Genomic DNA, 18,870 nt, shown 5'->3' with positions numbered 1-18,870 from the left:
AGCTCGAGCTGCCGACCACCTGACCTTTTGCCGATCATCCAGTTCTTGCGCGCCCGAGGCGCGGGCTCAGGAGGCGGGCGGGCCGCCCACGCCGGCCGGGGCCGGCGTGGTGCCCGACGGCGGGCCCGACGGGCCGTCGTCGTCCAGCTCGAAGCCCGGGTCCTCGTCCACGATGTCGAGGAGGTCTCCGATCCGGGTGACCTCCAGCAGGAAGCGCACCGTCGGGGGAGCCCGCAGGACGCGCACGCGGTGCGGGCTGCGGCTCGCGAGGCGCGCCAGGAACGCGACGCCGGACGAGTCCATGAAGGTCACGTGGTGCGCGTCGATCTCGACGGGAAGACGAGACTCCTCGGCCGCGGCCGTCGCCTCGTGCAGGTCACCGCCGATGTCGGCGTCGATCTCCCCGGAGAGCACGATCCGTGCGCGCGAGCGGCCCACGATGACGTGGATGCTCGCCGGGTCGCCGATCTCGGGGGTCTGGTGTCCGGGGTCCTGGGGGCTCCCGCCCTGCGGACCGCGCGGCGGGTCGTAGGTTCCGTCCTGCACGGTTCTCCTTCCGGGAGCAGTGGTCGTGACGCTGTATCGGTCCGATGATAGAGGTTGAGATTCAGATCTCGGACTGTCCCAATCTACGGTTGAATGTCCTGCTGGAACAGCACCTCGAGCAATAGATCCCGTAGGGAGGGCATTTTGACCGATTCATCCGGTCTGACACCGTCCTCTCCGCCGCCGCGCCATCCCGGTCTTTCCGTTTTCGGCCTCGGTCCGACGCCGGACGGAATACCCAACGGCATCAGGGACGAAACGTCCAGCGGCGCGCCGAACGCATCAACGAACGCAGCATCCAGCGCACCTTCCGACGCATCTCCCGACGTGCCGGTGAACGTCTCGTCGGCCGACACGCCGAACGGATCGGCGAACGGCGGCAACGGCACCGGTCGCCCGGTGCCCCCGCCGGCCGCGAGCGTGCCGCCGAGCATCCCGTCCGCCACGTCCTCCGGCGGCGGCTACGGCGGTCCTGCCCGCGAGTCCCGCTCGTACACCGGCATCCCGCGCACCCTGCCGCCGTCGGTCGGCGACGTGGTGCTGCGTGCGGCCGTGACCGTGGGCATCCCGGTCTTCCTGACCGGCCCCACCGAGGACGGCATGCCCATGCTGTGGGCCAACCAGGCGTTCGAGCGGTACGCGGGCGTGCGGTTCAGCGACTTCGCCGGGTACACCGTGCGCCGCCTCGGCGAGATGCTCGTCGAGCCGCAGGACCTGGAGCGGATGACCGAGCTGGTCAACGCGGGCCAGGAGGTGCACGCGACGGTGCGGTCCCACCTGCGCGGCGGCACCCAGGGCTGGGCCCAGCTCACGCTCACCCCGGCCCGCGCCGGCCACGACGACCGCATCACCCACTGGGTCGGCTTCAGCGTCGACGTCTCCGACCACATGGAGCGGCACGCCGCCCAGCTCGCCAGCCTGGAGATCGAGCGCCAGCAGCGCGAGGACCTCGACCTCATCGCGCAGACCACCGAGATCCTGACCGACCTCGAGTACCCGTACGCCCTGCGCGACATCGCCGAGCTGCTCCAGACCATGGTGCGCTGGGCCGGTTTCTACGTGAACGACGACGGCCTCAAGCACGCGGCCGGCGTCGACGTCGCCGCCCCGCCGAGCGGCCGCGGACGCCGGCACGCGCGGTACATCGAGGGCGACAACATCGCGGACAAGACCCAGCGCCGCCGTCCGCAGACGGACGCGCTCGGCGACTCGGTGACCACGGGCCCCATGCCGATCCTCGAGGTCGTGGACTCGGTCCAGGACGTGCTCGACGGCGTGCTCGACGGTCCCGTCACGCTGCACCTCGACATCCCGCACGCGCCGCACTCGGCGTCGGGCTGGCTGCAGCGCGACCTCACGCTGCGCCTCGCGGACGAGCTCGGCAAGGCGCCGGACTCCGTGGTGGTGCACCCGGTCGCCGGTCGCCGCGACGTGCTCGGCCTCGTGGTGATCGTGCCGGACGAGGACGAGCCGGGCGACTACGTCGAGGCCGACGAGCCCGACACCCTGCGCACCGTGATCGAGGTGGTGGCCCGCCGCGCGGGCAGCGCCATCGACAACGCGCGGATGTACGCCCGCGAGCACCGCCTCGCCGAGACCCTGCAGCGCGCCATGCTTCCCGAGCAGGCCGACGTCGCGGGCCTCGACGTGTGGACCTACTACGCGCCGAACGCGGAGCACGCGCAGGTCGGCGGCGACTGGTACGACGTGCTGCAGATCTCGCCGGAGCTGGTCGGGCTGGTGATCGGCGACGTCGTCGGGCACGACGTCGAGGCCGCCGCGACCATGGGCCAGCTGCGCTCGGTGGTGCGCTCCTACGCGTTCGAGCTGTCCACGCCGAGCCGGGTGCTCGAGCGCGTCGACCAGCTCGTGGCGGGCATGGGCATCCCGCGCTCGGCGAGCATGGTGTACGCCTCCCTGCAGCGCGAGGAGGAGCCGGACACCTGGACCGTCGGCTACTCGCGCGCCGGCCACCTGCCGCCGCTCCTGCTGCGCGCCGGCGAGGTGATCAAGCTCGACGACGGCGGCGGTGCGCTCGTCGGCTTCGGCTCCCGCGAACGGACCACCGGCGAGGCCCGGCTCCAGCCCGGCGACACGCTGCTGTTCTACACCGACGGCCTCATCGAGCGCCGCGACCGGTCCCTGCGGCTGGGCCTGGAGGCCCTGCTGGAGACCGCGTCGGCCATCACGGCCCGCGACGCCGCGGGCGTGGGCGAGGAGCTGCTGTCCCGCCTGGCCGACGCGCCGGAGGACGACGTGGCGATCGTCGTGGTCCGGATCCCGGACCCCGCGGGCGACGCCACGGAGACGGCCCTCTCGCCGCGCTGGCGGCGCTGGATGCTGCCGAGCGAGCCGTCGTCGATCGGCCGCGCGCGGCACGCCGTGCTGCGCACCTGCCAGGCCTGGGGCATCGAGGAGTCGGCGCAGGCCGAGCTGGTGGTCTCGGAGCTGGTGGCGAACGGCGTGCTGCACGGCTGGGGGCACATCGCGCTGCGCCTGTACGACACGGGCGACGGCCTGCGCATCGAGGTCGAGGACAACAACCCGGCGCCGCCGGTCGCGACGGACGGGCACCCCAACCGCCTGGGCGGGTTCGGCATGCAGATCGTGGACCGGTTGGCCGAGTGGGGCTGGCGCCCGTCGGGCAGCGGCAAGCTGGTGTGGGCCAAGCTCCGCCGGCAGCCGACCCCGCCGAAGTAGGCCCCGCCGAAGTAGGCGGAGGTCCGCCCCAGCAGGCAGAAATGCCGAACGCTCAGGTCACCGAGGTGGCCTGAGCGTCCGACATCTGGGGCACCGTCTGACATGCCCGATTTTGGATAACGTTTTACGCCGTGGACACGTCGCGGTGGGATAACGGCGAGGTGTCGTCGTCCCGTGAGGTCATCACCGCGAACCCCGAGTCGGGGGCGGACGGCTCGCACGAGTGCTCGTCATCCACCCGGAAGAGCTCCATGGCGCCGCACACCTCGAGCACGAACAGGTCCCGCTCGTCGGCCCCGCGGATGACGGTCGCGCCGCCGCGCTTGCGGCCGGCGTCGGCCAGCGAGATGAGGAACGCGGCCCCGGTCGAGTCCATGAACGTCACCCGGCACATGTCGATGACCAGCAGCTGTCGGCGCAGGCCGACCACGCGCGCCGCGATCTCCGGGAACTGGTCTCGTTCGGCGAGGTCAAGGTCGCCGGCGATCACGAGCGTCGTCGTCGTGGGAGACGTCGCGATCTCGATCATGTGTCGAGCGTAACGACTGTTGCTCGATCGCACCGGATGAAAGGCAAAATTCACCGTCTGCGCTGGCGCGAGGGGCAATCCTGTGCGACCTCTTTGTCCCCTGTTGTCCCTCGCGGATGCCAGGTGCCCGTCCGTGACCCCGAGGTGTGAGAATTCGACCATGAGCTCCCACGAGAACCTGCTCCAGGGTCCGGCCCCCACGCTGCTGTCCGACGACTTCCCCGCTGCCCGCGAGCGGCTGACCGGTGGCGACGACCCGGTGTCGGTCGTGGCGGACGCTCCGGCGTCGTCCCTCGTGTGGGCGGTCCTGGCCGAGGGCGCTCTCGCGTCCGGCACTCCCGCGGGCGACGTCGAGGCGTACGCCTACGCCCGTACGGGCTACCACCGCGGGCTGGACGCGCTGCGCCGGTCGGGCTGGCGCGGGCAGGGCCCGATCCCGGCCGCCCACGTGCCGAACCAGGGCTTCCTGCGCGCGCTGCTGGCCCTGTCGGAGGCGGCGGGCCGCATCGGCGAGCAGGACGAGGCCGAGCGCTGCGCCCAGTTCCTGGGCGACTCCGGCACGTCGGTGGACGAGGTTCGCGCCCTGGTGCCCACCACGAAGTAGACTCGGGCGCGGCTCGCCGGCGCCTTCCGATGCGCACCCGGCGGAGCAACCCTAGGAATTTGAGAAGGTGGAGATCCATGCCAGGCGTCGTGCTCGTCGGGGCCCAGTGGGGCGATGAGGGCAAGGGAAAGGCGACGGACCTCCTGGGCTCCCGCGTCGACTACGTGGTCAAGTTCAACGGTGGTAACAACGCGGGGCACACGGTCGTCATCGACGACGAGAAGTACGCCCTGCACCTGCTGCCGTCGGGCATCCTGTCGCCCGGCGTGGTGCCGGTCATCGCCAACGGCGTGGTGGTCGACATCGAGGTCCTGTTCGAGGAGCTGGACGCACTGATCGCGCGCGGCGTGGACGTGTCCCGCCTGCTCGTGTCGGGCAGCGCCCACATCATCGCGCCGTACCACCGCACCATCGACAAGGTGACGGAGCGGTTCCTCGGAAAGCGCCGCATCGGCACCACGGGCCGGGGGATCGGCCCGGCGTACGCCGACAAGACCAACCGCGTCGGCATCCGCATGTGGGACCTGTTCGACGAGAAGATCCTGCGCGCCAAGATCGAGGGCTCGCTGGACCAGAAGAACCACCTGCTCGTGAAGGTCTACAACCGGCGCGCCATCACGGTCGACGAGACGCTCGACGAGCTGCTCCAGTACGCCGACCGCCTGCGGCCCATGGTCACCGACACCGCCGTCGAGCTGAACAAGGCGCTGGACGCGGGCAAGAACGTGCTGTTCGAGGCAGGCCAGGCCACGATGCTCGACATCGACCACGGCACCTACCCGTTCGTCACCTCGTCGAGCGCGACGGCGGGCGGCGCGGTGACCGGGTCCGGCGTCGGGCCGACCCGCATCGACTCCGTGATCGGCGTCATCAAGGCCTACACGACCCGCGTGGGCGAGGGGCCGTTCCCCACGGAGCTGTTCGACGACAAGGGCGAGTTCCTGCGCAAGACCGGCGGCGAGTACGGCGTCACGACGGGCCGCGCGCGGCGCACCGGGTGGTACGACTCCGTGATCGCCCGTTACGCGACGCGCATCAACGGCCTCACCGACATCGTGCTCACCAAGCTCGACGTGCTCACGGGCATGGAGAAGGTCCCGGTCTGCGTGGCCTACGACGTCGACGGCGTCCGCTACGACGAGATGCCCACCGACCAGACGGCCTTCCACCACGCGAAGCCGATCTACGAGGAGCTCGACGGCTGGTGGGAGGACATCTCCCAGGCCCGCTCCTTCGAGGACCTGCCCAAGAACGCGCGGGCCTACGTCCATGCGCTCGAGGGGATGTCGGGCACCCGGATCTCCGCGATCGGCGTGGGTCCCAAGCGCGACGAGATCATCCCCGTGCACGACCTCATCCACACCCGCTGAGCCCGTACCCACCAAGAGAGCCCTCCGCCACAGTGAAGATCCTCGTCATCGGCACCGGTGCCCGCGAGCACGCCATCGTCCACTCGCTCGACCGGGAGAACGTCTCCGGCGTCGCCTCCCACGAGCTGCACGCCGCGCCCGGCAACCCGGGTATCGCGGGGGCGGCCACGCTGCACCCGGTCGACCCGCTGGACGGGGCCGCCGTGGCGGCGCTGGCCCAGCGGATCGGGGCGGAGCTGGTCGTCGTGGGGCCGGAGGCGCCGCTCGTCGCGGGCGTCGCGGACGCCGTACGGGCCGTGGGCATCGCGGTGTTCGGCCCGTCCGGCGAGGCGGCCCGGCTGGAGGGCTCCAAGTCGTTCGCCAAGGAGGTCATGGCCGCCGCGGGCGTGCCGACCGCCATGGCGCACGTGTGCACCGACGTCGCCGAGCTCGAGGCCGCGCTGGACGCCTTCGGCGCCCCGTACGTGGTGAAGGACGACGGCCTCGCGGCCGGCAAGGGCGTGGTCGTCACCGACGACCGCGCGGCGGCGCTCGCCCACGGCACGGCGTGCCTCGCGGGCGAGAACGGCCGCGTGGTGGTCGAGGAGTACCTCGACGGCCCCGAGGTCTCCCTGTTTTGCGTGTGCGACGGCACCACGGTGGTGCCCCTGGTCCCCGCGCAGGACTTCAAGCGCGTCGGGAACGACGACGAGGGCCCCAACACCGGCGGCATGGGCGCCTACACCCCGCTGGACTGGGCGCCGGCCGACCTCGTGGACGAGGTGGTCGCGCGCGTGGCCCAGCCCACGGTCGACGAGATGGCCCGCCGCGGCACGCCGTTCTCCGGCGTGCTCTACGTGGGGCTCGCGCTCACCAGCCGCGGCACCCGCGTGGTGGAGTTCAACGCCCGGTTCGGTGACCCGGAGACGCAGTCGGTGCTGGCCCGCCTCGCGACGCCGCTGTCCGACGTCATGCTCGCGGCGGCCCGCGGACGGCTCGCCGGGCTGGAGCCGCTGCGCTGGCGTCCCGAGGCCTCGGTCACGGTGGTCGTCGCGTCGGAGGGCTACCCGGCGTCGGCCCGGTCGGGCGACCCGATCACCGGCATCGAGGAGGCCCAGCTGCTCGCCGGCGTGCACGTGCTGCACGCGGGCACCGGGCGCTCCGAGACGGGCGACCTGGTCAGCGCGGGCGGCCGGGTGCTGTCCGTGGTGGCGCTGGGCAGCGACCTGGCGGACGCCCGGCGTCGTGCCTACGAGGGCGTGGCGCGGATCGAGCTCAAGGGCTCGCACCACCGCACGGACATCGCCCTGAAGGCGGAGCGCGGCGAGGTCACCGTCCCGTAGCAGGTGCGGCGGTCACGGTGCGACGCCCCGCCGTTCCCGCGCCGGCATGCCGGTCACGTCCATCAGCACGCCGATCATGCGGGCGCGGACACCGGCGTCGTCGGTGACGGTGGTGGCGCGGCAGCGCACCCACATCTCCCGGCCGTCCGCCGCGACCAGGCGGTGCTCCAGGTCGAGCGGGTGCGCGGCGCCCGCGAGCTGCCGCGCGATCGCGATCTGCACCGCGCGCACGTCGTCGGGGTGCACACGCCCGGTCCACTCCTCGATGCCGGTGCACGGGGCGTCGTCGGGCAGGCCGACCAGGGCGCGCCAGGTGCGCGAGTAGAAGACCTGCCCGCTCGCGATGTCCCAGTCCCAGGTGCCCTCCAGGGCGACGTCCTGGACCAGCGCGCTGCGCTCGACCTCGGTGCGCAGGTCCAGCACGAGCGCCCGCTCCCGGTCCGCGGCCTCCGCGAGGGCGGCCCGCTGCCGCTGCAGCGACGTGAGCCGGTCCTCCCGGTCCAGCGCGACGGCGACCATTGCCGCCCAGTGGTCGTACTTGTCCCGGGAGCTCGTGGCGCGTGTGTCCACCCCGCCGGCGATCGCGAGCATGCCCCAGTCGCTCTGCCCGAACGTCACCGGCACCACGAAGACGACGCCGTCGCCGGACAGCGCGGGCGGCGGGAACCGCCCGACCGGCATGCGCTTGCCCACCAGGGCCGTCGCCTGGCGTGACGTGGCGGTGGTGCCGACGATCTCCAGGGTCCGCGCCCCGGCCACGGAGTCGTCCACAGCGCTTTCCACAGGGCCCTCGGCGTCGGTCCACAGGGCGAGCGTCGCGGGGCTGCGGTGCCCGCGCGGGAGCCACGTCAGCGCGCGGATGGCGCGGCCGTCGGCGTGCAGCAGGTCGAGGTCGAGCTCGTACTGGTCGGTGATGGTCCGTTCGAGCTGCCCGGACCGGGCCAGCAGCGTCTGGGTGCACCCGGCGCTCAGCGCCACGAGCACGTCCGTCGCCGTCCGGGTGACGGCGCGGGCCCGGGCGGCTCGGCTCGGGGCCCGGGGAGCCTCTGTCGTCACCTGCCCGTTCCGCACCTGCTCCCGGAACTCCTCCTCGACCGCCCGCAGCGCGGGGATGAGCTGCTCCAGCGCCTCGGGGTGGGGCCGCAGCACGCGCGTGCTCTCGGCGAGGCTCGTCAGCGTCGCCTGCGTCGGCGGCTGGCCCAGCGTCGCGGCGGCCCGGAACACCCGCTGCACGCCCCGCGTCCACGACTCCAGGTCGGCGCCGGTCCCCAGGCGCGCCTCGGCGCCGTCGAACGTCGCCCGCGCCACCTCGCCGAAGCGGCGCCACGCCGTCGAACCCTCCTGGGCGGGCAGCCCCTCCAGGAGCGCACCCGCCCGTGCGTCGAGGCAGCCGCAGGACTCGCGGGTCACCAGCGTGGAGCGCGACAGGTGCTGGCCCGCCACCCGCTCGCCCCGGATCCGGGCCAGGAGCAGCGACACGGCCAGCTCGCCGACCTGGTCGTGGTGCGGGTCCACGGTGGCGAGTCGCGGGCGCACACGGGAGCCTGCCTCCGAGTGGTCGAAGCCGACCATCGCCTGGTCGCGCGGCAGCAGCAGGCCCTCGGCCCGCAGCGCGCGCGAGAACCCGATCGCGTTGCGGTCGGTCGCGGCGACGGTCGCCGTCGTCGGCAGGCCGGGGCCGGCCACGAGGGCCCGCGCCACCGCCGCCGCGCTCGCCTCCTGGTTGTCGGACGTGCGGTAGAGCCACTCGGGCCGAGGTGTGATGCCGTGGGCGGCGAGCGTCGCGACGTACGCGGCGTGCCGCTCGACGATGTCCGCCTGCCGCAGGCTGCCGAGGAACCCGATCTCCCGGTGCCCGTGCGCGATGAGGTGCTCGACCGCGGCCCGGGTGCCGCCCTCGTTGTCGGGCGTCACGACCGGGGCGTCGATGCCGGCCGCACGCTCGCTGACCAGCACCACCGGCGTCCCGTCCGCCTCGATCCGGAGCAGCGTGGCCTCGTCGACGGCCGACGTGATGACGATGACGCCGTCCAGCCGGCCGAGGCTCACCTCCGCGGTGCCCGGCGGGCGGTCCGGGAACTGCGCCCGCTCCAGGTCCGCCGGATAGGTCTGCACGGCCACGACCCGGTGGCCCTCGGGGCGGACGGTGCGCGCGATGCCGGCGAGCACCCGCCCGAAGTAGTAGCCGCCGACCACCGGGGACAGCACCCCGATGACATACCTGCGCTTTCCACTCAGCATGCGTACACCCCGTCTTCGTTGACGCTGTGCAAAATTCACCCAAGGGTGCATGCTACGTGGTTATGGTCCCACCGTCGCGACCGAAGCATCCCGAAGTGCCCGATTATTCGTCCCCTGCGCGACGGCCCACCATCGTCGACGTCGCGCGCGCCGCCGGCGTCTCGACCGCCGTCGTGTCGTACACGCTCAACGGGCGTCGCGGGGTCTCGGCGGCGACGCGCGAGCGGGTGCTCCGCGCGGCCGAGGAGCTCGGCTGGCGCCCGGCCAGCGCGGCCCGCTCGCTGCGCAGCGGGCCGGCGGCCGCCGCGCTCGTCGTCGTGCACGACCAGCCGTTCGGCACCCGGGCCGCGTTCCCGCTCGACCTCGTGACCGGGGCGCTCCAGACCATCGGCCCGGACAGCCTCACGCTCGCCGTGCACGTGGCCGGCTCCCCCACCGAGGCCGCGCGGCTCATGGACCGCTGGTGGACCGAGCGGCGCTACGGCGCGTTCGTCGTCACCGGCGTGCGGGTGGACGACGCGCGGCTCGCCGCCCTGCGCTCGTTGCCCGCGCCTGCGGTCGTGGTGGGCATCGCACCCGACGGCGGGCCCGCGACCTGGCAGCACGTGGTGCTCGACGACGGCGCGGCGTTCGCCCAGGTCGGAGCCTTCCTGGCCGGGCTGGGGCACCGGCGCGTCGCGATGGTCGCCGGGTCGGAGCGCCTCGTCGCGCCCGTCCGGCGGGCGGCCGCCCTGGGGTCCGCCCTCGCGGGGCGCGGCATCGAGCTGCGTACCGTCGCGGGCGACGGGCCCGAGCGTGCCTCGGCGGCGCTGCTGCCCCTGCTCGCCGCCGCCGACCGCCCCACTGCGGTCGTGACCGACGACGACGCCACCGCCGGCCTCGTGCTCGACGTCGCCCGGCGGCTCGGCCTCGGCGTGCCGTGGGACCTGTCGGTGGTTGCCGGTACGGACTCGCCGGCGTGCTACCTGACGGCGCCGTCGCTCACCGCGGTGCCCTATCCGGTCGAGGAGCTCGGCCGGGCCACGGGCCGGGCGCTGCGCACCGCGCTGGGCGCCGGGCCGTCGTCAGGCGCCGGGTCGGCGTCGGGCAAGGCGCCGTCGGCGGGCGAGGTGCCGGCGGGTGTGGCGCCGGCGGGTGCGGCGCTGGCGACGCCTGCGGAGCCGCCGCGCACGGTGCCGGTGGGGCGGCTCGTCGTGCGCGGCTCGACGGCGCCGCCGCCCGCCGACTAAACGTTTAAGACGGTTCTGCCGAGGTCAAACGGTAGGCAAGGTTGCGCCATGCCGCGGCGGAACGAGCCGCCGCGGTGCGCGGACCGTCGTCGGGCCACCGGGCCGGTACGGCACGCGCCCGGTACGGCCAACGGAGGTCACCGTGTCAACAGCACCCCGCCGCACACGCGGCACGTCCCCACGCAGGTCCCGCAGCGTCGCGGCAGCGGCGGTGGGCGCTCTCCTCGCGGCTCCCGCGCTCGTCGCCGTCTCCAGCGCACCCGCCGTCGCGCTGGAGGACAACCCCTTCGTCGGCGCCGGGCAGTACGTCAACCCGGACTGGTCGGCCCTGGTCGAGACGGCGGCCGACGAGGTGGGCGACGCCGCCCTCGCGGCCGACATGCGCGCCATCGCCGACGAGCCGACGTCGGTCTGGATGGACCGCATCGCGGCGATCGAGGGGACCGAGCGACAGCACGGGCTCGAGTGGCACCTCGACCAGGCGGTGGCGCAGTCGGGCGGCTCGCCCCTGGTGTTCAACGTGGTGATCTACGACCTGCCCGGGCGCGACTGCCACGCGCTGGCCTCGAACGGCGAGCTGCCCGCCACCGCGGCGGGGATGACGCGGTACAAGACCGAGTACATCGACCCGATCGTCGCGCTGCTGGACCAGCCGGAGTACGCGAACCTGCGGATCGTCGCCACGATCGAGCCCGACTCCCTGCCCAACCTCGTGACCAACCAGTCCGACGCCGACTGCGTCGCGGCGGCCCCGTACTACCGCGAGGGCGTGCAGTACGCGATCTCCGAGCTGTACGAGGTCGGCAACGTGTACTCCTACATCGACGCGGCGCACTCGGGCTGGCTCGGCTGGCCCAACAACTCCAGCGGCGCGGCGCAGGAGTTCGCGAACGTCATCGAGGGCAGCACCTACGGGTGGGCCGCCGTCTCCGGGTTCGTCACCAACACGGCGAACACCACGCCGCTGGAGGAGACGTTCCTGACCAACCCCGACCTCCAGGTCGGCGGCGGCCAGGTGAAGTCCGCGGGCTGGTTCGAGTGGAACCCCGACTTCGACGAGATCGACTGGACCGCGAACCTCTACGACCTGATGGTCGCGCAGGGCGCCCCGTCGAGCATCGGCATGCTCGTCGACACCGGCCGCAACGGCTGGGGCGGGGCCGCTCGTCCGACGGCGGCGAGCACGTCGACCGACCTGAACACCTACGTCAACGAGTCCAAGGTGGACCGCCGCAACCACCGTGGCGCGTGGTGCAACCCGGCGGGCGCGGGCATCGGCGAGCGGCCGACCGTGACGCCGTCGGGCCACGCCGAGTCGCACCTCGACGCCTACGTGTGGGTCAAGCCGCCGGGCGAGTCGGACGGGTCCTCCGTGGAGATCCCGAACGACGAGGGCAAGCGCCTGGACCGTATGTGCGACCCGACGTACCAGTCGAGCGAGCTGGGCGGGCGGTTCACGGGCGCCCTCGCGGACGCGCCGCTGTCGGGCCACTGGTTCCAGGCGCAGTTCGAGATGCTGGTCGCCAACGCGTACCCGGCGATCAGCTAGGGCCGGCCGCCCCATCCCCTTCGAGACCTAAGTTTCTCCGCTCTCGGCGCCTTGAGAGCGGAGAAACTTAGGTCTCGAAGGGGACGAACCTCGCGTCTCGAAGAGAGACTCGAAGAGGAGGCGCGCTCGCCCCGTCTCGCTGCGCGTCGGCGTCATCCCCACGAAACCCGGCGGGCGTTAACATCGCGGCTTCGTCGAGAGGGGAGTGGTCGTGGCTGAGCGCGTCACGTTCGAGAGCACTACGGGACCGCGCCTCGCGGGCATCATCGACCGGCCCGCCGGCGAGGTGCGCGGCTGGGGCGTGTTCTCCCACGGGTTCACGCTGGGCAAGGACTCGCCGGCCGCGGCGCGGATCTGCAAGCAGCTCGCGAGCGAGGGCATCGGCATGCTCCGCTTCGACAACCTGGGCCTCGGCGACTCCGAGGGCGACTGGGGTGACGGCTCGTTCACGCACAAGGTGGCCGACACCGTGCAGGCCGCCCAGTTCATGGCCGACCACGACATGCCCGTGCACCTGCTGGTGGGGCACTCGTTCGGCGGCGCCGCCGTGATCGCCGCCGGCGCAGACGTCCCGGGCGTGCAGGCGGTCGCTACGATCGGCGCCCCCGTGCAGCCCCGGCACGCCGAGCACAACTACGACGCCGTCCTCGGCCGGGTGTTCGACGACGGGCACGCCCAGTGGATGGTCGGCGGCCGCGCGCTCACGCTGAAGCGGCACTTCGTGGAGGACGTGCGCCGGGCCGAGCTGCGCTCGAAGATCCGAGAGCTCGGCTCCCCGCTGCTGGTGATGCACTCGCCGACCGACTCCACGGTGGACATCTCGAACGCCGGGGAGATCTTCCGCGAGGCCCGGCACCCCCGCTCGTTCGTGTCGCTGGAGGGCGCGGACCACCTGCTCACCGCACCCGGGCAGGCCAAGCGCGCGGCCCGCATCATCAGCGCCTGGGCGGACCAGTACCTCACCGCTTGAGACGGCGCGGCGCACGTCACTGGACCCGGACAGCAAGGCACCCCGCGGCGCACGTAGACTCTTCCCGGAATTCCCTCACCTTCAAGGAGCCTTCGTGGGACGCGTCGTCGTCGAGGTCATGCCCAAGCCCGAGATCCTGGACCCCCAGGGCAAGGCTGTCGTCGGAGCGCTGCCGCGCCTCGGCTTCACCCAGTTCTCCGGTGTGCGTCAGGGCAAGCGGTTCGAGCTCGAGGTGGACGGTGAGGTCACGCCGGAGATCCTCGCCGCCGCCCGGGAGGCCGCGGCCACCCTGCTGTCCAACCCGGTGATCGAGGACGTGGTCTCGGTCGCCGACGCCGCCGCGGTCCCGGGTGAGGCGAGCGGCACCCCGGTGAGCGCCTGATGTCCGCGACCGAGCCGGCGCCCGTCGCGGCCGCGGCCGGCATCGCCGAGGCCCGCATCGGCGTCATCACGTTCCCCGGCACGCTCGACGACCGGGACGCGGCGCGCGCCGTGCGCCTGGCCGGCGCCGAGGCGGTCTCGATCTGGCACGCCGACGAGTCGCTGCAGGACGTCGACGCCGTGGTGCTGCCCGGCGGGTTCTCGTACGGCGACTACCTGCGCGCCGGCGCGATCAGCCGGTTCGCGCCCGCCATGGCGGCCGTGGTCGACGCCGCCAAGGGCGGTATGCCGGTGCTCGGCATCTGCAACGGCTTCCAGGTCCTCACCGAGGCGCACCTGCTGCCGGGCTCGATGGTCAAGAACGACCACCTGCACTTCGTGTGCCGGGAGCAGTCGCTCGTCGTCGAGAACGCGCACACCGCCTGGACCAACGAGTTCCGCCGCGGGCAGCAGATCACAATCCCGCTGAAGAACCAGGACGGCCAGTTCGTGGCCGACGAGCGCACGCTCGACGAGCTCGAGGGCGAGGGCCGCGTGGTCTTCCGCTACGACGGCTGGAACCCGAACGGTTCGCGCCGCGACATCGCGGGCATCACGAACGAGCGCGGCAACGTGGTGGGCCTCATGCCGCACCCGGAGCACGCGGTGGAGCCCGGTTTCGGCCCGGCGTCCGCCGAGGGCCCGCGCGCCGGTGTCGACGGCCTGACGTTCTTCACGTCGGTGCTGTCCTCGCTGGTCCACGCGTGACCACCGGTCCGGTCCGGGCGGGCGGTCATGGTCGCTGAGGTTCTCGCGGGCCTGACCGTCGAGACGGTCGGGTGGGACCACGTGGACGCCGTCCGCCTGCGCGCGGACCAGCAGCAGGAGATCGACCTGCGGTACGCGCAGCCCGGGCGGCCGTCGACGACGGACGCCGACGGCGCCCCGGTGCCCGACGCGCGTGACCAGGTGGACCCGTCGAACGTGTTCGCGACCCTGCTGCTGCGGGTCGACGGCGAGCCGGCGGGGCACGCCGCGCTGCGCGACCTGTCCGGCCGGGACGACTACCAGGGCGGGCTGCACCCCGACGGGACCGCCGAGGTCAAGCGCGTGTACGTCGCGCCCGGCTTCCGCGGCCGCGGACTGTCCCGCACCTTGATGGCCGTCGCCGAGGACGCCGCCCGCGCCGCCGGCGTGCGCCACCTCATCCTGGAGAGCGGGCTCATGCAGCCCGAGTCGCTGGGGCTGTACCTGCGGCTGGGTTACGACCCGGTCGAGTCGTTCGGCGTGTTCTCGGACGAGCCGGGCTCGCGCTGCTTCGGCAAGTGGCTGGTGCCCGACGCCGGCGCGGAACCGCCGGCCGAGCCCTCGCTGGTAGAGCCCTCGCGGGTCGAGCCCTCGCTGGTCGAGCCTGTCGAGACTCCCTCCGCCCCGGTGCTCCGCGAGGTCCCCTGGGGCGACCCCGACGCGGCCGCCCTGCGGCGCGAGATGTGGGCCTACCTCCAGCCGCTCTACCCGCAGCTGGCGCGGGTCGTCGAGGCGCGCGGCGGCCACGACGTCGTCGACGTCGAGCGGGGGCACACCGCGCTGGTGACGGTGCTGGCCACGCTGGACGGCCGCCCCGTCGGCTGCGCCACCCTCGCGCCGTCGCCGGTGGGCCCGGAGCACCTCACGGCCGACCCGCTGCGCGGTGTCGGTGGCATCGCGGCCGCCGCGGAGGCGGGCGAGTCCCGCGGGTTCGAGCTGCAGAGCGTGTTCGTGGACCCGTCGGTGCGCCGCGCGGGCGTCGCCTCGGCCCTGGTCGGGTACCTCGAGGAGGCGGCCCGGCGCCGCGGTGGCCTGGCGGCCTACCTCAACACCGGCATCCGGCAGCCCACGGCGTTGCGCCTGTACGGGAAGCTCGGCTACCGGCCGGTGCTGCCGTACCCGCCCTACGACTCGGACGACGCCCAGCTCCTGTTCCTGGGCAAGGCGCTCTGACCGCACCCCCGGACGGCGCCGGGGAAGACGGTACGCAGCCGAGCCCCGCGCTACGGCCGTCCGCGGAGGTACTCCAGCTGCGCGCGCACCGACGAGCGGGCGGCCGGCAGCACCGACGGGTCGACGTCGGCGTACACCGCGCCGGTCACGGCGTCGAGGAGCGGGTCCGGGAGCGGGCCGTCGGCGTCGGGCAGCGACACCCCGAGCGAGGTGAGGGCCGCACGCACCTGGTCCAGCCGCTCCGTCCGGTGCGCGCGGTACGCGCCCACCGCCGCACGCAGGTCCAGGAGCACCGGCCCGTGCCCGGGCAGGCCCGGAACGGGGTCGGGCAGGTCCAGCGCGCCCAGCCGGTCCAGCGAGGCCAGGTAGTCGCGCAGCGACCCGTCCGGCTCGGCGAGCACGGTGGTCCCGCGGCCCAGCACCGTGTCGCCCGTGAGCACCACGGACGTCGAGCCGTCCGACACCACGAGGCACACCGAGTCCGCCGTGTGCCCCGGGGTGGCCAGCACCTCGACGCGCAGGCCCGCCACCTCCAGGACCTCGCCGTCGGTGAGTTGCCCGGCGCCCGCGCAGAACTCCGGCAGCACGCCCCGCGACGGCGCGCCGGTGAGCTCCCGGAACTGCGCCAGCCCGCCGGTGTGGTCGGCGTGCCGGTGGGTCACCAGCACCAGGTCGACGGGTCCGGCGTCGGCCAGCGCGGCGAGGTGCGGCGCGAGGTCCGGACCGGGGTCCACGACCACGCAGCCCGGCGACCCGGGTGCGCGCAGCACGTACGACCGCGTTCCGTCGAGCGTCATCGGGCCGGGGTTGTCGGCGCGCAGCACCGATGCGAAGGGGGCAATGAGATCCACCGAATCACCCTATCCAGGGGTCAATCCGGCTTGTGCCCTGCGGGAACGCGGTGTGTGATCGGTAAATCACCTCCCAAAGAAGAGAGGAATACCTCAGATGTCCGCCATCTCAGGCGCGGCGCAGCACTACCGCGTCCGCAGAACACCGGCACTCATCGCCGTGGCGGCTCTCGCCACCACGACACTGTTCGCTCTTCCCCAGACCACCCGGGCCACCACGCCCGCCGACGCCGTCGTGAGCGCGGGCCCCGTCACCTTCGTGGACGACGGCGACACCGCGACCGTCACCGTCACCGTCGAGTCGGCCGACGACGCCGCGCTCGCCGCCCCGGTCAGCGTCGGCTGGAGCACCGGCTCCGGCACGGCCACCGCTGACGCCGACTACACGGCCGGCTCCGGCACGCTCGAGTTCCCCGCCGGGACGCCGTCCGGCACCGAGCGCACCCTGCGCATCACCACCCGCGCGTCCGACGCCGGTGAGACGGCCGAGACGGTTCCCGTGACCCTGCGGTCGCGGGACGCCGAGGTCGCCGGCCAGCCCGCCGTCGTCGTGCGGGCGCACGGCCTGCCCTACCTCGACCCGCGCCTGTCCACCAAGAAGCGCGTCGCCGACCTGCTGAAGCGCATGACGCTCGCCGAGAAGGTCGGGCAGATGACGCAGGCCGAGCGCGGGAACGTGACGGGCGACCCGGCGGTCATCGCCGAGCTTGGCCTCGGTTCGGTGCTCAGCGGCGGCGGCTCGACGCCCGCGGAGAACACGCCGGAGGCGTGGGCCGACGCGATCGACGGCTTCCAGACGCAGGCCCTGGCGACGCGGCTCCAGATCCCGCTGATCTACGGTGTCGACTCCGTGCACGGCCACGGCAACCTGAACGGCGCCACGATCCTGCCGCACAACATCGGGCTCGGCGCCACGCGCGACCCGGCGCTGGTCGCGCGGGCGGAGCGCATGGTCGCCACGGAGACGCGCGCGACCGGCATCCCGTGGACGTTCGCGCCGTGCGTGTGCGTGGTACGCGACGACCGCTGGGGCCGCACCTACGAGTCGTTCGGCGAGCACCCCGCGCTCGCGAGCGTGCTCGGCGCGGCGGCCGTGGCCGGGTTCCAGGGCAAGGACCTGGAGAGCAACCGGTCCGTGCTCGCGACCGCCAAGCACTTCGTGGGCGACGGCGACACGACCTTCGGCACCGGCGAGGGCGAATACACGATCGACCAGGGCATCACGGAGCAGAGCCGGCGGCACGTCGAGAAGGTCGACCTGCCGCCCTACGCCGCGGCGCTCAAGGCCGGCGTCGGCTCGGTCATGCCGAGCTTCTCCAGCATCGACTGGACCGACGACGGCCTCGGCAACCCGCTGAAGATGCACGCGAACCGCGAGCTGATCACCGGGTGGCTCAAGCAGAAGCAGGGCTTCGACGGCTTCGTGATCAGCGACTGGCAGGGCATCCACCAGATCCCGCCGCTCGCGGACGACTCGCCCACCACGGGGCAGATCGTCACCAGCGTGAACGCCGGCGTCGACATGTTCATGGAGCCGTCGCAGTTCGAGCGGTTCCACACGCGGCTGGTCGCGGCGGTGCGCGACGGCCAGGTCAAGGAGGCGCGGATCAACGACGCCGTGTCCCGGATCCTGGCCGCCAAGTTCGAGCTCGGGCTGTTCGAGGAGCCGTTCGCCGACCGCTCGCACGCCGACGAGATCGGGTCCGCCCAGCACCGGGCGATCGCCCGCGAGGCGGTCGCGAAGTCGCAGGTGCTGCTCAAGAACAACCGCCGTGCGCTGCCCCTGGACGACCGCGACAGCATCTATGTCGCGGGCCGCAACGCCGACGACCTGGGCAACCAGGCCGGCGGCTGGACCGGCACGTGGCAGGGCTTCTCGGGCGACGTCACGCCGGGCACCACGATCCTGGAGGGCATCCGGGCAGCGGCCGACGACGTCACGTTCAGCGAGGACGCGTCCGCGCCGACCGACGGGGCCGACGTCGGCGTCGTCGTGGTGGGCGAGACCCCGTACGCCGAGGGGTTCGGCGACGTGGGCGGACCCGAGTGGGCCTGGGACCCGGCCGACGGCGGGGTGCCGCGCGAGGAGAAGTCGATGTCGCTGCAGCCCGGCGACGCGGCGGTCGTGGACAAGGTCTGCGCCGAGATTCCGACCTGCGTGGTCCTCGTCGTGTCGGGACGGCCGCAGGTGCTCACCGAACAGCTCGGCTCGATCGACGCGCTGGTCGCGTCGTGGCTGCCGGGCACGGAGGGCGCCGGCGTCGCGGACGTGCTGTTCGGCGACCGGAAGTTCACGGGCAGGCTGCCGGTCTCCTGGCCGCGGTCGGCCGACGACCCGGTGGTCAACGTGGGCGACCGGGACTACGACCCGCTCTTCCCGTTCGGCTGGGGCCTGACGACCGGCGGCAAGGGCCACCACGGCGACCAGCGGACCACGCTGCAGAACGCAGCGCTGGACCCGGCGGACGGCGTGTCACCGGCGGGGTCGCGCGCGATCGCGACGTCGGACGTGGCCGTCCTGGAGGGCCGCACGAGCCACGCCCGGGAGATCCTCGCGGCGGCCCTGCCGAAGTAGAACCAGGGCGAGGTAGAACCGCAGCGCATGTGGCGGTTCTACCT

Annotated in this window: 16 protein-coding genes; 11 read left to right on the top strand and 5 right to left on the bottom strand. The window is 73.3% G+C overall.

The annotated features are described in order from the left end of the window. Positions 1–66: 66 nt before the first annotated feature. A complete protein-coding gene (locus ACFU5G_RS21505) occupies positions 67–546 on the bottom strand; it encodes an STAS domain-containing protein (protein ID WP_020015711.1) in 480 nt (159 codons plus the stop codon). Positions 547–629: 83 nt separating this feature from the next. Beyond that, on the bottom strand, positions 630–980 hold the full coding sequence (locus ACFU5G_RS21500; protein ID WP_377249399.1) for a hypothetical protein: 351 nt from the start codon (positions 978–980) through the stop codon (positions 630–632). Between ACFU5G_RS21500 and ACFU5G_RS21495 the strand changes: the two genes are divergently transcribed. Beyond that, on the top strand, positions 967–3,246 hold the full coding sequence (locus ACFU5G_RS21495) for a SpoIIE family protein phosphatase (RefSeq protein ID WP_377249397.1): 2,280 nt from the start codon (positions 967–969) through the stop codon (positions 3,244–3,246). The genes ACFU5G_RS21500 and ACFU5G_RS21495 overlap by 14 nt on opposite strands. A 124-nt stretch (positions 3,247–3,370) precedes the next feature. Here ACFU5G_RS21495 and ACFU5G_RS21490 read toward each other — a convergent pair whose 3' ends face one another. Next, on the bottom strand, positions 3,371–3,775 hold the full coding sequence (locus ACFU5G_RS21490; RefSeq protein WP_020015714.1) for an STAS domain-containing protein: 405 nt from the start codon (positions 3,773–3,775) through the stop codon (positions 3,371–3,373). A gap of 160 nt (positions 3,776–3,935) precedes the next feature. Between ACFU5G_RS21490 and ACFU5G_RS21485 the strand changes: the two genes are divergently transcribed. The 3 genes from ACFU5G_RS21485 (at position 3,936) to purD (ending at position 7,071) form a co-directional block, all read left to right on the top strand. Beyond that, complete coding sequence (locus ACFU5G_RS21485; protein WP_377249395.1) at positions 3,936–4,379, top strand: DUF3151 domain-containing protein; 444 nt, start codon at positions 3,936–3,938, stop codon at positions 4,377–4,379. 77 nt (positions 4,380–4,456) lie between these two features. Next, complete coding sequence (locus ACFU5G_RS21480) at positions 4,457–5,749, top strand: adenylosuccinate synthase (protein WP_377249393.1); 1,293 nt, start codon at positions 4,457–4,459, stop codon at positions 5,747–5,749. 32 nt (positions 5,750–5,781) lie between these two features. Further along, positions 5,782–7,071, top strand: a complete 1,290-nt coding sequence (gene purD, locus ACFU5G_RS21475) for a phosphoribosylamine--glycine ligase (RefSeq protein WP_377249391.1) — start codon at positions 5,782–5,784, stop codon at positions 7,069–7,071. Positions 7,072–7,083: 12 nt separating this feature from the next. Here purD and ACFU5G_RS21470 read toward each other — a convergent pair whose 3' ends face one another. Next, on the bottom strand, positions 7,084–9,312 hold the full coding sequence (locus ACFU5G_RS21470) for a substrate-binding domain-containing protein (protein WP_377249389.1): 2,229 nt from the start codon (positions 9,310–9,312) through the stop codon (positions 7,084–7,086). A 95-nt stretch (positions 9,313–9,407) separates the two neighbouring features. Here ACFU5G_RS21470 and ACFU5G_RS21465 point away from each other — a divergent pair, with 95 nt between their 5' ends. The 6 genes from ACFU5G_RS21465 to ACFU5G_RS21440 all read left to right on the top strand — a co-directional run bounded on the left by ACFU5G_RS21465 (position 9,408) and on the right by ACFU5G_RS21440 (position 15,400). Beyond that, a complete protein-coding gene (locus tag ACFU5G_RS21465) occupies positions 9,408–10,541 on the top strand; it encodes a LacI family DNA-binding transcriptional regulator (protein ID WP_377249387.1) in 1,134 nt (377 codons plus the stop codon). Between the two features lie 142 nt (positions 10,542–10,683). Further along, positions 10,684–12,090: a glycoside hydrolase family 6 protein gene (locus ACFU5G_RS21460; protein ID WP_377249385.1), complete on the top strand. Its 1,407-nt coding sequence runs from the start codon at positions 10,684–10,686 to the stop codon at positions 12,088–12,090. A 211-nt stretch (positions 12,091–12,301) separates the two neighbouring features. Further along, entirely contained in the window at positions 12,302–13,060 is a 759-nt protein-coding gene (locus tag ACFU5G_RS21455) for an alpha/beta hydrolase family protein (protein WP_377249383.1), read from the top strand. 94 nt (positions 13,061–13,154) lie between these two features. Next, positions 13,155–13,442 carry a phosphoribosylformylglycinamidine synthase subunit PurS gene (gene purS, locus ACFU5G_RS21450; RefSeq protein WP_377249381.1) on the top strand — a complete coding sequence of 96 codons (288 nt, stop codon included), beginning with the start codon at positions 13,155–13,157 and terminating at the stop codon, positions 13,440–13,442. Next, a complete protein-coding gene (purQ, locus tag ACFU5G_RS21445; protein ID WP_377249379.1) occupies positions 13,442–14,188 on the top strand; it encodes a phosphoribosylformylglycinamidine synthase subunit PurQ in 747 nt (248 codons plus the stop codon). Before purS ends, purQ begins: the two co-directional genes overlap by 1 nt. 27 nt (positions 14,189–14,215) lie before the next feature. Continuing rightward, positions 14,216–15,400: a GNAT family N-acetyltransferase gene (locus ACFU5G_RS21440; RefSeq protein ID WP_377249377.1), complete on the top strand. Its 1,185-nt coding sequence runs from the start codon at positions 14,216–14,218 to the stop codon at positions 15,398–15,400. Positions 15,401–15,450: 50 nt separating this feature from the next. Here the strand turns inward: ACFU5G_RS21440 and ACFU5G_RS21435 are convergent, their stop codons facing one another. Continuing rightward, positions 15,451–16,197, bottom strand: a complete 747-nt coding sequence (locus ACFU5G_RS21435; RefSeq protein WP_377249401.1) for an MBL fold metallo-hydrolase — start codon at positions 16,195–16,197, stop codon at positions 15,451–15,453. A 151-nt stretch (positions 16,198–16,348) separates the two neighbouring features. Between ACFU5G_RS21435 and ACFU5G_RS21430 the strand changes: the two genes are divergently transcribed. After that, on the top strand, positions 16,349–18,826 hold the full coding sequence (locus ACFU5G_RS21430; protein WP_377249375.1) for a glycoside hydrolase family 3 N-terminal domain-containing protein: 2,478 nt from the start codon (positions 16,349–16,351) through the stop codon (positions 18,824–18,826). Positions 18,827–18,870: the final 44 nt, after the last annotated feature.

It is taken from the genome of Promicromonospora sp. NPDC057488 (assembly GCF_042802395.1).
GTDB lineage: Bacteria > Actinomycetota > Actinomycetes > Actinomycetales > Cellulomonadaceae > Promicromonospora.
Note: the sequence above shows the minus strand (reverse complement) of the source record. Positions and strands in the feature narration are given on the sequence as shown.